Origin of the sequence: Agarivorans sp. 2_MG-2023, assembly GCF_030548085.1 — a bacterium.
Taxonomy (GTDB): Bacteria; Pseudomonadota; Gammaproteobacteria; order Enterobacterales; family Celerinatantimonadaceae; genus Agarivorans.
Map to the genome: position 1 here is coordinate 326,679 of NZ_JAUORQ010000002.1, position 13,943 is coordinate 340,621.

Annotated in this window: 15 protein-coding genes; 4 read left to right on the forward strand and 11 right to left on the reverse strand. The window is 44.8% G+C overall.

What is annotated here, in order from left to right; translation table 11 throughout:
* Positions 1–6: 6 nt before the first annotated feature.
* Both Q4549_RS04170 and Q4549_RS04175 read right to left on the reverse strand, forming a co-directional pair.
* Positions 7–855, reverse strand: a complete 849-nt coding sequence (locus tag Q4549_RS04170) for an AraC family transcriptional regulator (RefSeq protein WP_303549153.1) — start codon at positions 853–855, stop codon at positions 7–9.
* Positions 856–888: 33 nt separating this feature from the next.
* The gene (locus Q4549_RS04175) at positions 889–1,467 is read right to left on the reverse strand and encodes a LysE family translocator (protein WP_303549150.1); all 579 of its coding nucleotides are present in this window, start codon (positions 1,465–1,467) and stop codon (positions 889–891) included.
* Positions 1,468–1,695: 228 nt separating this feature from the next.
* Here Q4549_RS04175 and Q4549_RS04180 point away from each other — a divergent pair, with 228 nt between their 5' ends.
* On the forward strand, positions 1,696–1,950 hold the full coding sequence (locus Q4549_RS04180; protein WP_303509568.1) for a TIGR02647 family protein: 255 nt from the start codon (positions 1,696–1,698) through the stop codon (positions 1,948–1,950).
* A 65-nt stretch (positions 1,951–2,015) separates the two neighbouring features.
* On the opposite strand, the gene Q4549_RS04185 is transcribed toward Q4549_RS04180, so the two are convergent.
* Entirely contained in the window at positions 2,016–2,663 is a 648-nt protein-coding gene (locus Q4549_RS04185) for a MarC family protein (RefSeq protein WP_303549147.1), read from the reverse strand.
* Positions 2,664–2,853: 190 nt separating this feature from the next.
* Between Q4549_RS04185 and Q4549_RS04190 the strand changes: the two genes are divergently transcribed.
* Complete coding sequence (locus tag Q4549_RS04190) at positions 2,854–3,447, forward strand: LemA family protein (protein ID WP_303549144.1); 594 nt, start codon at positions 2,854–2,856, stop codon at positions 3,445–3,447.
* A gap of 16 nt (positions 3,448–3,463) precedes the next feature.
* A complete protein-coding gene (locus Q4549_RS04195) occupies positions 3,464–5,437 on the forward strand; it encodes a M48 family metallopeptidase (RefSeq protein WP_303549142.1) in 1,974 nt (657 codons plus the stop codon).
* Between the two features lie 47 nt (positions 5,438–5,484).
* Here Q4549_RS04195 and add read toward each other — a convergent pair whose 3' ends face one another.
* A complete protein-coding gene (add, locus tag Q4549_RS04200) occupies positions 5,485–6,489 on the reverse strand; it encodes an adenosine deaminase (protein WP_303549139.1) in 1,005 nt (334 codons plus the stop codon).
* A 280-nt stretch (positions 6,490–6,769) separates the two neighbouring features.
* On the opposite strand from add, the gene Q4549_RS04205 reads away from it, so the two are divergent.
* Positions 6,770–7,708, forward strand: coding sequence for an aldo/keto reductase (locus tag Q4549_RS04205; protein ID WP_303549136.1), 939 nt, complete (start codon positions 6,770–6,772; stop codon positions 7,706–7,708).
* 3 nt (positions 7,709–7,711) lie between these two features.
* Here the strand turns inward: Q4549_RS04205 and Q4549_RS04210 are convergent, their stop codons facing one another.
* From Q4549_RS04210 to Q4549_RS04240, 7 genes are all read right to left on the reverse strand, one after another.
* A complete protein-coding gene (locus Q4549_RS04210) occupies positions 7,712–8,110 on the reverse strand; it encodes a MerR family transcriptional regulator (protein WP_303509551.1) in 399 nt (132 codons plus the stop codon).
* 62 nt (positions 8,111–8,172) lie between these two features.
* Positions 8,173–8,748, reverse strand: coding sequence for a DUF4136 domain-containing protein (locus Q4549_RS04215; RefSeq protein WP_303549133.1), 576 nt, complete (start codon positions 8,746–8,748; stop codon positions 8,173–8,175).
* 100 nt (positions 8,749–8,848) lie between these two features.
* Positions 8,849–9,466 carry a hypothetical protein gene (locus tag Q4549_RS04220; protein WP_303549131.1) on the reverse strand — a complete coding sequence of 206 codons (618 nt, stop codon included), beginning with the start codon at positions 9,464–9,466 and terminating at the stop codon, positions 8,849–8,851.
* A gap of 165 nt (positions 9,467–9,631) precedes the next feature.
* A complete protein-coding gene (locus Q4549_RS04225; protein ID WP_303549129.1) occupies positions 9,632–11,524 on the reverse strand; it encodes a DUF3488 and transglutaminase-like domain-containing protein in 1,893 nt (630 codons plus the stop codon).
* Entirely contained in the window at positions 11,521–12,501 is a 981-nt protein-coding gene (locus Q4549_RS04230; RefSeq protein ID WP_303549126.1) for a DUF58 domain-containing protein, read from the reverse strand. The genes Q4549_RS04225 and Q4549_RS04230 overlap by 4 nt, the downstream gene beginning before the upstream one ends.
* A gap of 2 nt (positions 12,502–12,503) precedes the next feature.
* Entirely contained in the window at positions 12,504–13,415 is a 912-nt protein-coding gene (locus Q4549_RS04235) for a MoxR family ATPase (protein WP_303509538.1), read from the reverse strand.
* Positions 13,416–13,638: 223 nt separating this feature from the next.
* Complete coding sequence (locus Q4549_RS04240; protein ID WP_137672164.1) at positions 13,639–13,902, reverse strand: hypothetical protein; 264 nt, start codon at positions 13,900–13,902, stop codon at positions 13,639–13,641.
* Positions 13,903–13,943 lie beyond the last annotated feature (41 nt).

A 13,943-nucleotide genomic window follows, 5' to 3' on the forward strand; every position in this document is an offset into this window, starting at 1 on the left:
CTTTATCTACACAAAGAAGCCTTGGTATTGCCTTGGGGTTAAGGCCAAGCGCTTCTTAAAGTTTCGTTGAAAGTGGCTTTGGTCGGCAAAACCTAAAGCCAACGCGGTGTCTGCAATGCTACTACCTTCCCGCAATAAGGTTTTTGCCCGATTGATTCGTTGATTAAGCTGAAACGCATGTGGCGACAAGCCATAACGGCGCTTAAAACTTCTCACTAAGTGGTAACGGCTTAAACCTGCAACTTCAGCCAACTCACTTAAACTCAGGGAGCAAGACAGCTGATCTTGAATACACTCTTGAACACGTTTAATTTGCGGCTTTGCTGAGCAACTCGCGTCACGTCTAACATCAGCACCTTGACCAAACTGACTTTCAAAAAATTGAATTAACAAGCTTTCTTGCTGTAAACCATCATGATCATGTTTGATCGCAGAGAACAGCTCAGCCAGTAAGGTAAAAGTCGCGGGATCATCTGCATAATGTTGCTCAAATGGCTGGTAGTCACTGGCAGGTTTCACCAGCATTTCTTGCTGTAACTCTCCCACCCAATGGCTATCGACAAACAACATGCGATAAGACCATGCGCCTTGTTTAGGGTTACAAGAGTGCACATCACCAGGGTTAATTGTTACGTTATGCCCAGCAGTAATACGGTGCTGCTGTTGCATATTTTTATAAACCGCATCACCCGTATCAATTAACCCAAAAGAAAACTCATCATGCGAATGACTGTGGTAACAGGCCTGCGAATGCCGTGCTTGGCGTAACTCAATAAAAGGTAAACTCGCACTACGTTTTAGTAGTTGCTGACTATTAGCGGCTGTTACTTGCATGGCTTTCACCTGATTAACCACATTCGCTCCTTGTAAAACGGCCATATATAAACACTAAGATACAAATAACGACACTACAGACCCGGCCAATAACAAAGCCATCACGATATTAAAGGTGCGTTTTCTGGTGGCAGTATGTAAATAACTGGCAATAACAGAGCCCATGGCAGCCCAAGTTCCCACACCAATTAAACACACTATCAAAGAAATAGTACAGAAAACCAACAAGTAAAAAAGCGCAGGAGTTTGCGATGAAACAAATAAGCTCACACCAGACATTGCCACTAACCATGCTTTAGGATTTAAACCCTGCGCTAACGCGCCTTGTAAGGCACTGGGCGGCGCTATTATTTCTTGGTGAGTATCTTCGCTCACGGGCGATATCGCTATCTTGTAAGCCATGAACAACAAAAACGCTCCACCTACATACTGCAGCAAGCCAGTTAAACTTGGCAAAAGCTGCAGTACTGTCGTTAATGAAAAGCCACTAATAAAAACCACCAAGCAATAACTAACACTGGCGCCTATTACATGCGGAAGCGCGCGCCGAAAACCAAAGTTAGCCGCAGCGCCCGTCGCAATAATATTCACAGGCCCTGGAGAAATTGCACCAATTAAAGCAAAAACTATCATAGGTATCACCACACTCACCTGCTTTCTCCCTCGCTCTGCTAAAAGCCAACTATATGCGCTAGCTCGCAAACTTTATTGAACAAAATTGCGCTAAGTCATAGAGAGCTGAGCAGCAGTTATTTGCACTCAACAAAACGTTGCGTAAGGTATCACTTCTCCAATTGACAACTTGCGCAATGGCAGCGGGGTTTCTAATGTGGACGTAACAAAAAAATAAAGGAAGGCTCTATGAAATTTATTCCCAATAACATCGCCGAACTAAACTTGTTGCTGCAGTTTGATATGAGCAGTTTACAAACCGGGATTAAGGTTCACCAGGACGCAGCTCCAGAACTGATTGCCGCGGCAAAAAGTTTGTTCGACAGAGGTTTAAGCACTCAAGCTGACGGCGGCTACCTTACCGATTTAGGTATTGAAGTGGCTGAACACGCTCAAAAACTATTGGCCATTATCAGCACCAAGCCTGAACACGCCACTGCCTAACATTATTGTTCTATTTTAAGTAGCCAAGTGTCTGTAGCGCTTGGCTTTTTGTTACCTAAGTCGAACTAGCTTACTGCAGCTCCCTGAAACAACAAATACGCATCATGTATACCCTGTATTAGCATTTGCATACCAATCACAGTAAGAATTAGGCCCATTAGTCGGGTGGTAATGTTAATGCCGCTCTCGCCTACTTTCTCGATTAGCTTTGGCCCCAACAAAAAGCAGATAAAAGTAATCACGCATAATGTGGCGAAGGCAATAATGGTAATGATGATATTAACTATCTCACCAGATGCTGAATAGTTCATCGCGGTGGCAATGGTGCCCGGCCCTGCGAGTATTGGCAAAGCTAAGGGGGAAATAGCAATATCCTTACCTTCGCTATCATCATTTTCGTTCGGTGTATGCGTATGCATTTTTGAGGCGCTGCCTTGTAGCATGTGGTAGCCCACTAAAAACACCAATATGCCGCCCGCTAAGCGCAGTGCTGGCAAGGTAATACCGAACAGTTCAAAAATACCTTTACCTAACAAACAAAATGCGGCAGTGATAAAAAAGGCAACAACCAAAGCCTTAAAGGCAGTTTGCTTACGCTGTAAAGGGCTTTGATTACCAGTCATACCAACAAATACTGCTGTATTGGCAATCGGGTTCATCATCGCAAAAAAGCCCATAAATACCGTTACTGCCATAGTGGCTAAATCGTGCATTTCATCACTCGCTTAATCTTAAGAAAAGGCTAACAGTTACCATAACATTGCAAAATAGGCTGTACATTAACAAGCCTAGCCCATGCTTACTTCACAGCGTATAAATGAACTGCCTATTAGCGCATAGTAATCTATCAGTAAATACGTATCATATTGATATTAAGTATTTAATAATTAGGAAGCTTAAGTCATGGATGTATCGTTAATTGTAATTCTAGTCATTATTGCCGCCAGTATTTTTTACGTTGTTGGCATCTATAACCGCTTGGTGAGCCTGCGTAATCGTTACAAAAATGCCTTTGCTCAAATTGAGGTACAACTTAAGCGCCGTTACGATCTTATTCCCAACTTAGTGGAAACCGCCAAAGCCTACATGTCTCACGAAAAAGAGACTCTGGAAGCCGTAATTAGTGCACGTAACGATGCCAGTGCGCTATTACGCGCTGCAGCAAGTGACCCTACAGGCAACACGCTGAATAAGCTTGCCAATGCTGAAGGGGTATTACAGGGCGCAATGAGCAAAATGAACATTGTGATGGAAAGCTACCCAGACTTGAAAGCCAGCGACAATATGCTGCAAGTAAGCGAAGAGCTAACCACCACAGAAAACCGCGTTGCTTTTGCTCGCCAGTCTTTTAACGACTCAGTCACCGAATACAATGAGTATCGCCAATCCTTTCCTCCAGTCTTTTTTGCTGCCCAATTTGGCCATAAGAAAGACGCCAGCCTATTAGAGTTTGCCGACAGCGCCGATATTCAAACTGCACCTAAAGTGTCTTTCTAACTGCTTAGGTGTAACCATGAATTTTTTTGCCGAACAAGACCACGCTCGTCGTAACAGCAAATGGTTGGTTTTGCTGTTTGTGCTGGCGGTTATCTTACTTATAGGCTTGAGCAACGTGATTATTGCTAGCACATTTTGGCTTTTTGATAGCCATAACAATGGGCTAAATCAGGCCAATGAGGGAAGTTTTTTCTCCACCGACCTGTTCATTATGGTGAGCTTGGTGATGACCAGCGTGATTGGCTGTGCCATTGCCTTTAAATGGTATCAATTGCGCGATGGAGGCCGGCGTATTGCCGAGTCATTAGGTGGCGAGCGCTTGCTACCTAATAGCCAAGCACCAGAACAACGACAAGTACTGAATGTTGTCGAAGAAATGGCTCTTGCTTCAGGCATGCCTGTGCCCTCGGTGTATTTACTCAAAGATGAAATAGGCATTAATGCCTTTGCCGCAGGGCATACACCAGCAGATGCAGTGATAGGCATCACTCAAGGCGCTTTAGAGCAACTTAACCGCGAGCAGTTGCAAGGTGTAGTGGCTCATGAATTTAGTCATATTCTAAATGGCGACATGCGTTTAAACATGCAACTTATCGCGCTGTTAAGCGGTATTATCTTTATCTCTAACATCGGCGAGTTTGTGGTGCATAGCCAACGCTACAACAGCGTATCGCACTCCAGCCGCAATAAAAACAATGATGTTAGAGTTGTTGCGGTTGGTTTTGGTTTATTGGCCTTGGGTTGGATCGGCGCTTTTTTTGCCAACATGATTAAAGCCGCCATTAGCCGCCAACGCGAATATCTAGCCGATGCGTCAGCCGTTCAGTTTACCCGCAACCCTAACGGCATAGCCGATGCGCTAAAAATTATTGGTGGTTACGACGCGGGCTCGGGTTTACGCACACCACTTAGCCAAGAAGCCAGCCATATGTTCATTGGCGACGCTCGTCGCTTAGGCAGTTTTTTTGCGACTCACCCCGCCATTAAAACTCGTATCAAGCGTATTTTACCTCGTTGGGATGGGCAAGTAATTAAGCGAGACATCAAGAAGATCGCCGAACCTATCTACTCTAAAACCAGTCAGAAACGCGCGCAAAAACACTCTCAAGAACAATTGAAGAAAACAGTATTTGTGGCCGCTGCAGCGGAAGCCGCGATAGAGCACGTCACCAATAAATCAGCCAAAGCAGAGTACAGCTTATCAGAGCACACCGTTACCGTAAGCGGCGAGCTTGCTCATTTAGATGAAGGCTTACTTGCCCTTGCTCATGACCCATGTGGAGTGATTAGCGTGGTTTACGCTTTGTTACTTGATAGCAACGATGCACTACGTAAGAAACAACTGCATGACATCAAGGACAACTTGAGTAAAGACTCGCGAATCAACGAAACCCTACAAGCTTGGGAATGGATAAACTCGGTGGATAAAAGCTATCGCTTGCCCTTGCTTGAGTTATCCTTCCCCGCCTTAAAGTGCATATCGGCCCTGCAATACCAGCGCTTTATGGATAACCTACGAACTTTAATTAAAGCTGACCAACAAGTCGATATGTATGAATGGTGTCTGTATCAGTTGGTGAAACACTATTTAGCCCATCAATTTGAGAAAACAACGCCCAGCAAAGCCGTCTATAAAACCACTGCAGAAGTTGCTAGGCCCTTTTCCATCGTATTATCAGCCTTTGCCTATTTTGGCCACGAACAAACTTTAGAGATACAACGCGCCTTTGGCATTGGCGCAAACAGTATTGGTTTGTACACAATTAGCCTGCTTGAACGAGAACAATGCCAGGTTGAGCATTTTGGGCCAGCAGTAAAACAACTCGCCAATGCTTACCCGCAAGTTAAGCAGCGAATACTTAGGGCGCTTGTCGCCTGTATTTGCTTAGACAAACAACTCACTATTTTAGAAAACGAGATGATCCGCTGTATTGCAGCAGTCATGGATTGCCCCGGACCACAAATTAGCTTGGGAGTGCGCCGCACATAAAAAAGCCCGCTTAAACGTAGCGTTTAAGCGGGCTGTTAACAGTTAACTTATAAAATGCGTTTAGCGGCTTTCTCACGTAATGCTTGGCGCGCACTTTCACTAATAAAGGCCATTTTTAAACCATTACTTTGCAGCTTGGCAATTTGCTCATCGCCAAAGCCTAGTTGCTCGCGGGCAATACGGTATTCATCGGGTAAATCAATGGCCGACACACCGGGATCATCAGTATTCAAACTAGCGCGAATACCATGCTCTAAAAAGCGCTTAAGAGGATGCTGACTTAAGTCTGCCGTGGTGTTGGTTTGAAAATTAGAAGACAAACACGACTCTACACCAATCTTGTGTTTTGCTACGTAATCCATTAGCTCAGGATCGTCAGCAATTTTAACACCATGGCCAATGCGAGTAGCGCCTAGTTCACGAATAGCTTGCCAAACGCTTGCCGAACCAGCAGCTTCACCCGCATGAACAGTAATACCAAAACCGGCATCGCGCGCACGTGAAAACTGCTCAACAAATAAATCACCAGGGTGACCCAGCTCGTCACCCGCTAAATCAACCGCCACTATTTGGTCGCGAAACGCCATACAAGCTTCCAGCTCTTCGCTACAACTTTGTTGGCCAAAGGTACGGCTCATAATACCGATTAAATTCACTTGTACATCGTGTTTTTGCATACCACGACGCACGCCTTCAATAACCGCTTCTACCACGCCTTCTTGCTTAAGTTTATGGCTCATAGCCATATAACCCGGGCTAAAGCGTAATTCAGCATAATCAATATTGGCTTTTACTAAATCAGCCACATTTTCTTCAGCTACACGAGCACAGGCGTCGTAATCGCCCAATACACTTACCCCCCAATCTAGCTTAGAGAGAAAAGCCACCAAATTAGGTTCTTGTTTGGTAATTTGAACGTGGGGGATCAGCGCTTCAAGATTGCTTGCAGGAAGATCTACGTTAAACTTTCGGCCCAGTTCTAATATGGTTTCGGCGCGAATAGTGCCATCTAAATGACGATGTAAATCAGTCACTGGGTATTGTTTTAACATAGGAGCTCCTGCAGGATTATTTTTTGAACTTATAAGCGGCTCAGTGTAGTCACCGTTGGCCGCTGTTCCAAGCCAGTGTTAAGCAATTAAGGCCTGCTTTTTCAAATAGTTTGATGCTTTATTTAATCCTAGCCGAATGTGTTGACAAATCATCATCAAATTTCACTTCCTTACGATATAAAAGTTTACCAACCAATTACTTGACTTGGAGTTAACTCCAACTTTTACACTCACCTTAAGTAATCATTAACTATTATTCAAAACCTTTGGAGAAGTGACTATGGAACTGGCACGTTTAGGAAACAGTGAACTAAAGATTACCCGCATTGGCTTAGGTGCATGGGCAATGGGCGGCCTGTGGCAATGGGGCTGGGGTGCGCAACAAGATCAAGATTCAATCGATACCATACAACATGCTTTGTCATTAGGTATAAACTGGATTGATACAGCGCCAGTATACGGCCTCGGCCACAGTGAAGAAATAGTGGGTAAAGCCATCAAAGGCTTAAGCAATAAACCGCTCATTTTTAGCAAATGTGGTTTTAACTGGGATCAACAACAAAACATCCAACCTTGTTTAAAAGCCGCCAGCATCAAACAAGAAGTCGAGAACAGTCTAAAGCGCCTGCAAGTAGAGACTATCGATTTATACCAAATCCACTGGCCTAACCCAGCTGAAGACATTGAAGAAGCTTGGCAAGCCATGGCCGAGTTGCAACAACAGGGGAAGATTCGCTATTTAGGTGTGTCTAACCATTCCTTAGAGCAAATGGAAGCCTTGCAAAAGATAGCCCCGATTCACGCTATGCAGCCACCTTACAGCTTAATTAATCGCGATTGCGAAGAGCAGCTATTGCCTTATTGCCAACAAAACAACACCGGGGTAATTTGCTATTCGCCAATGGGCTCTGGTTTATTAACCGGTAAAATGACTCGCCAGCGGATTGCCGCTATGGGTGATGATGATTGGCGTAAAAACGCTGATGATTTTAACGAGCCTAAGTTAAGCCGCAACCTAAAAATTGTTGAAGCACTTAGCCAAGTGGCAGCTAAATACCAAGTTTCGGCCGCTGAAGTTGCGATAGCTTGGAGCCTAAAACATCCAGCAGTAACTGGTGCGATTGTTGGCATGCGTAGCCCAGAGCAAGCCGATGGAGTAATTAGAGGGGCTAGTGTGCCGCTAGATACCTCCGACATCGCCTTGATTGAGTCGGTATAAGGCTTACTCCAGAGTAATGCTTAATTGGGTTCCTTCTTGATAATGTTCAATCTTGCGTTGAACATGTTCAAGGTTGCGATTTAGGCAGGCAATTTGTTGTTCGGTTTGCTGTTTATGATCGAGCAACAATTGTAAACGTTGTTGCTCGGTACTTGGCCCCTCATCCAACATATCCCGATACTGTTTAATGGTATCTAAAGACATGCCGGTAGATTTTAAACACACAATAAAGCGCAACCACTCAACATTTTGAGAACTAAAACGGCGGTGCCCATTGGGCGAGCGATTAACATTAAACAACAAGCCCTTTTTCTCGTAAAAGCGTAGGGTATCGCTGGTTATTCCCGCTAACTCTGCGGCTTGTTTCACCGTGTAACTGGCAGGAGTGTTGGCTTTACTCATAACGCTTTACCTATGTTTGCTAACAAAACACCTTGGCACTTCACTCGCTTACCTATGACCGATTAGCGTTGTGGAAGATACTGCAACATACGATCGACTTCGCGTGCAATGCGGACTTTTCGCTCGCTCAATGCCTGCTCTTGTTGGGCCATACCTTGACTTAAAATACGCCAAAAAGGTTCACTTTCTGCTGAATTAAACAAGGCGATCATCACCGAGCCTTTTTCATACATTGTGGGGTCAACATCATCTGCCGATAAACCTGCCATCATGCCTGCGCGCGCGAGTATTTGTTGATCACTTACTTTAGAGTCTAAAGCGGCCCCCACTCCGATAAAGAAATCAGGCTGTTGGTTTAGTTCAACCAAGGTATAGCCTTTGTCTTGCATGGTTTTGCTGATGTTTTGCTGCAATACCTGCAGTAATAAATCTTCGCTTTCGGTCTTGTGTAAGTAGGCTTTTACCAAACTAGGGTGCCAAGCATAGCGGCCGCTCGACTGCTCCAAGTAGCTAGTGTCGCCGCTTACTACTGTGGTGGAACGTGTTTCTGGGGCTCTGGTTTGCTCAGCAGAAACACAGCCTAACAATAAGCTTGAAAGAAGAGATAAAAACAAAAAAGGCTGCACTTTCAAACGCATATTACAACTACCAGGTTATTAATTGAGGGCTAACCCTACCATAAAACTATCAGTAGATAATTCCAATTTCTGGTCTTTGCAAATTAACCCCTTGGTGTCTTTAGCTTAGTGAATACTCATACAAAGTCTGGTCTTCACTTGACTGAGAAAATCCCATCTTACGTAAGTATTTTTGGTGGTTTTCAACCGAGCTGTAGGTTACCAATTTGCTTATATCTAGCTGTTTAAATAAGCCGGAATTGTGATAAAGAAAATCGCCCGTTTTAAAATCTCGATAGGCTGAGAATACGTAATCTAATTTTACTTCAAACTCATGTTGTTGCTGCCGACCAACAAAAATACCCGCTGGTTCACTGTTTCTCATCAGCATGTAACAGCTTTGCCCTTGTAAACTATCAACAGAAAACTGTGGGAAGTATTTATCAATGTCAGTTTGATATTGCTCTATCCAAAACTGCAATAAGGGGCTGCTAGCTTCAACTTTTACCAGTTTAAACTGATCCTTACTGCGATAAATTCCCTGCAAGTAATAGATGTTGGCGAATACAATAAATAGGTTTAACAAGGCCACGGGCATTGCACCAATGACAAAACCGTAACTAGAAAACAGCGCAGCACCTATCATGTTTAACCAACGAAGTTTAACAATAGAACTCATGGTTAATGAGATGGCCACCACCACCGACGCTAAATAACCAAACCACTCGATCCAATCCATCTTAATCTCCTTACCAAAGATGTTTAATGCCGCTCACTTTACGAGCAGAGCTATCAATAGTCTGGTTAGCTCAAGCAATTTGGTAAAAAAAATAAGATATTTTGGACAAATTAACCAATTAAGTTGGTATTTTTTGCTCAACGATATACTCAATTACTGCAAGTTTTAGCCGTGGTATCGCAGCTGATTATACTGCTGAATCGTCCGTTTTAACGGCAAGTAACGCTTAGGCGCAGCACTTTCAATACGCGATAAATAGTCAGTAAAGCTTTCTCCCTGGCTACGATGAAGTTTCAATCTCGCCAATAAAAATAGCTGCCATTTTAGCGCTAGCACATGTTTATTCGGTGCGCGCCACAGCCAAGGCTTAGCTAACAACAAGGCGCTGATTAGCACTCCAGATAACAACATGCCGCCGGTTAACATCAACAGTGAGGTCCCCGGCAACCAATTAAGCAGCTGTGAAAACAAACTTAACTGGCGTTTATGATCAAAGTTAAGTACCCACTTCGCCCACCAATAATCGGCTTGCGCTAACCATAAACGTAGTTGGTTAAAACCTTGGGTATACCAAATTTTCTGCCCCCAACCGCTTATATTTTGCCATTGCTCGGCGGTTGCTTGGCTTTGCTGTAAGTTGCTTTCTACTCGGTCTGGGGCTATCCACGCTGTTGGGTCAAGCCTTATCCAGCGCTCTCCGTTCCAGTATTCCATCCACGCGTGGGCATCGTAGTTTCGTACTGCTAAACGTTGTTCTGCTTGCTCCCATTCACCACCTAAATAACCAGTGACCATACGCGCGGGAATCCCTTGTAAACGTGCCAGCACCACTGCGCTTTGAGCATAATGCACACAAAACCCCGCTTGCTGGTTAAGCAAAAAGCTTTCTATTCCTGCTAATCCAGGATATGCCGGAGGACTTAAGGTATAGCTAAAAGATTGACTTAAAAACCACTGCTCTAGCCTTGTCATGACTTGTTCAGAATAACCGCCAGCATTGAGGTCCAAACCTTCGCTAAACTGACGACTTAACTGCAATATATTCGCACTTATGTTGCTGGGTACGCGAGTCAGCAGATGTAATTGCTCTGGTGCTACCGACTCACGGTTCAAATGAGGGAGATGATTAAAGCTTAAAATCTGCCGAGGGAAACTCTCACCACTGCGTTGCCAGCTTTTATCGCCAACCTGCTCTGCTCCACCTCCGCGCAGCTCGCTGGGGTTAAGCGTAGCCAGCCAAGCTTGATTGGCTGGCTCCAGCAACAGTTGGTATTGGTTAATCGGCGCTTGCTCATTCTTAACAACCTGTTTCTTCTGAGCGAGCTCACTACGCGTCCATTGCTCGCCATCAAACTCATCCAGCACCATAGCGCGCCAATACAATTGGTCTCGCGGTGGTGGGCGACTAAATTCGGCGCGAAAGACTAACTTGTCTGAGCGAATCAACTGGCTAATATCACCGGGGCGCACCACATCAGACAAGCCAGTTTGTGCACTACTTGGCGTGGGCATTTTCCATAAAGGGGCTAATCGCGGTGCAACAACAAACAAGGCCAAACCCAATGGCGCGATAGCCAACATCCAAACGGCTAGCTTTTTTAGCCAAGACAAATTGAGTTTTACATCTAAACTCAGCAGCAACAGTAAGTGCATAAAGGCAACAATTAGCACCAACAAAGCCGCTAAAGGTTGGCTAGAGAATACCAGCGAAAATGCCAATAAAAACAAACCCGTTAAGGCAAACATTTCTACATCACGCCGTTTATGAAGCTCAATGTATTTCAAGCTATAACCCAGCATGACAAGGCTAACTAGTTTATCAAACAGCTCTGCAGAGCGGCTTAGCCATAGTGTTAAGGCAATTAAACTCACTAACAGTAGTTTTACCCAACGTGGTTTAGGCAGCGAAGCCAAACCGTTCACTACTCGTAAGCGCCACCAGCCAGCTGCTGCCCCCACAACCACCACTAACCAAGGCAATTGCTGAAACAACACCAAAGCGGTTGCCAAATAACATAGAAGCGATAAACGAATATGGGCAGCATTTACATTGTTCATGTTTGTTTAGGTGCCTCTGCGAGGAGTTGTAATGCAGCACGTTGATGCGCCAAGCCGCTGCCACTTGCTAGTTGCTGGCCACCAACTTGTAAACTAAAGCTTTGTTGCTGTTGCGCTAACTGACGAACCCAAAAAGCCAATACCGATAAGCCTTGTTCATAATCTAAACCGCTATGTAAGCGGTCAGTCAAATGTAAATCTAGCGCAGGATTGCCGCTAAAAACCTTAGTTTGTAAACCTCGGCCTGCCGCATATTGCTTCCACGCTAACAAGCTTTTACGTTCACCACTGCGGTAGGCTTTTAGACCGGCAAACTCACTTTGCAATTGGCTATCGCTAGAGGTTTGCTCAATATCATGCTCTTCAGATAACTCTTGAGCGGGGCAAGCATATCCTGACAGTGGCGCAGGATATGCAATCAGTTCAGAGTTAAAATCGGCCACCGTCCAGCAGCGGAAAATACCTAAAGGGAATACACTGGCAATAGAGACTCTTGGTAATGCCTTGCGGCCGCGCTGCACCACCTCAATATCTATGCTTAGTTGGTTATTTTGGTGCTGGCTAGCCTGTTCGTAGGGCCAAGTTTTAAACTCCGCGGTAAGTGCATTGGGCAAGGTTTTATTGGCTTTTTCTATGGCGAAGATCAGCCGCAATGGGTGATCACATTGTCCCTCTGGGCGCTGAACAACACTCACCACACTACCAGAAAGGTTCTGATGGCAAAGCACCAGACACAGCAACCACATGGCTAATAACCATAAACCCAAAGCAAGTATTAAGTTGTTTTGGTAGTTACTGCCCATCATTAGCATCACCACTAAGGCGCACAAAAAGCCCCAACCAAATGCCGTAGGAAGAATGAACAAGTTCTTGCGGTTTAATCCTAAACGGCTTGAAGCGGGAATCCGCCGCTCAAGCCACGCTTGAGTGCGTAATCCTCGCCACTTTTTAAATGCAGAGCGTCCCCAAATTTGCATGCTTAGCTCAGATCGTTGTATGGGTCGACATCAGTTAAAATCTGCTTAGCGTAGGCTTCACCACTGTCACCTCGCCCTAAACGGTGGGCACTCACCGCACTAAATACCGCTTGAACATCTTCAGGTGATACGTGCTGCTGATGATGCAAATAGGCCCATGCTTTGGCGCAAGCCAACAAAGTTAAACTACAGCGCGGCGACAAAGGGTTTGCCCCTTCTAAAGCGCGACTGCAATGAATTAAACGTAATAAATAATCAAGCAGGGCATCGCTGCAATGCACTTGCTCAACCGCTTGCTGTAGCTGAGTTAGCGCCTCAATCGACATGCCAACCAGCGATTCACCAGCTTGATTAGAACGCTTAAGCATGGCAAGTTCTGAATTCAAATCCGGAAAACCGATGCTAAGTCGCATAGCAAAGCGATCTAGCTGAGACTCAGGTAAATCAAAAGTACCCAACTGCTCGCGAGGGTTTTGCGTCGCAATCACAAAAAATGGTGCTTCCAAAGGATAGCTTTGACCATCGGTACTCACCTGCTGCTCTTCCATTGCCTCCAACAGAGCACTTTGGGTACGCGGGCTCGCACGGTTTAACTCGTCTGCTAATACCAGGTGATTAAAAATTGGTCCTGGATGAAAGATAAACTGCTGAGTGGGTGGCTCATACACCGATACACCAATAATGTCGGCAGGCAGTAAATCACTGGTAAATTGAATTCGCTGGAAACTCAAACCAAAACCGGCTGCGAGCCATTTGGCTAAGCTGGTTTTGCCCGCTCCCGGTAAATCTTCAATCAGTAAGTGGCCAGAGGCAAGCAAACAACTCAAGGCCAGCCGCACCGCTTTAGGTTTGCCTAACAGTTGCTGTTCAAGATAGTGACAAATTGGCGCTAATTGAGGATGTATTTGATTCATATAAGTAAAGGCTCTGTTTTTAGTCGCTCTAGCATACAAAGCTTTTGCTCATTTGGGCACTATTTACTGTTTAGGATTGTTTGGCTTATTAAAAATGAGAGCTACTACCGATAGGTGATCGCTTCAAACACACCGCAAAGGCAAGATAGAGAAGAAATATATTGATTAAAAGCTATCGCCGAAAATTGCAATAGCTTCTAATTATTAGCCAAAACTGAATGTTTTAAGCTTGAGCGACAGCCGGCTCACGTTTGAAGTACTTAACAATACCTACCACTGACGCGCCAATCCAGAATAGCTCAATAATAAAGCTGGCTAGATTAAAGTTAATGCACAAACTGATCAGCAGCAAAATGGCACCGCTTAAGTTCATCAAGTTATAGGTAAGTTGTTTAGGGCTTAGTCGCTCTAACTGTAAAAGGAAGAACGCACCTACCACGAGGGCTGTACCCAGTAAACCAACGATATCGGCAAAAATACTTTGCATAAAATTCTCATTAACAAGCAAAAATGTTCGTCCAAATTGCT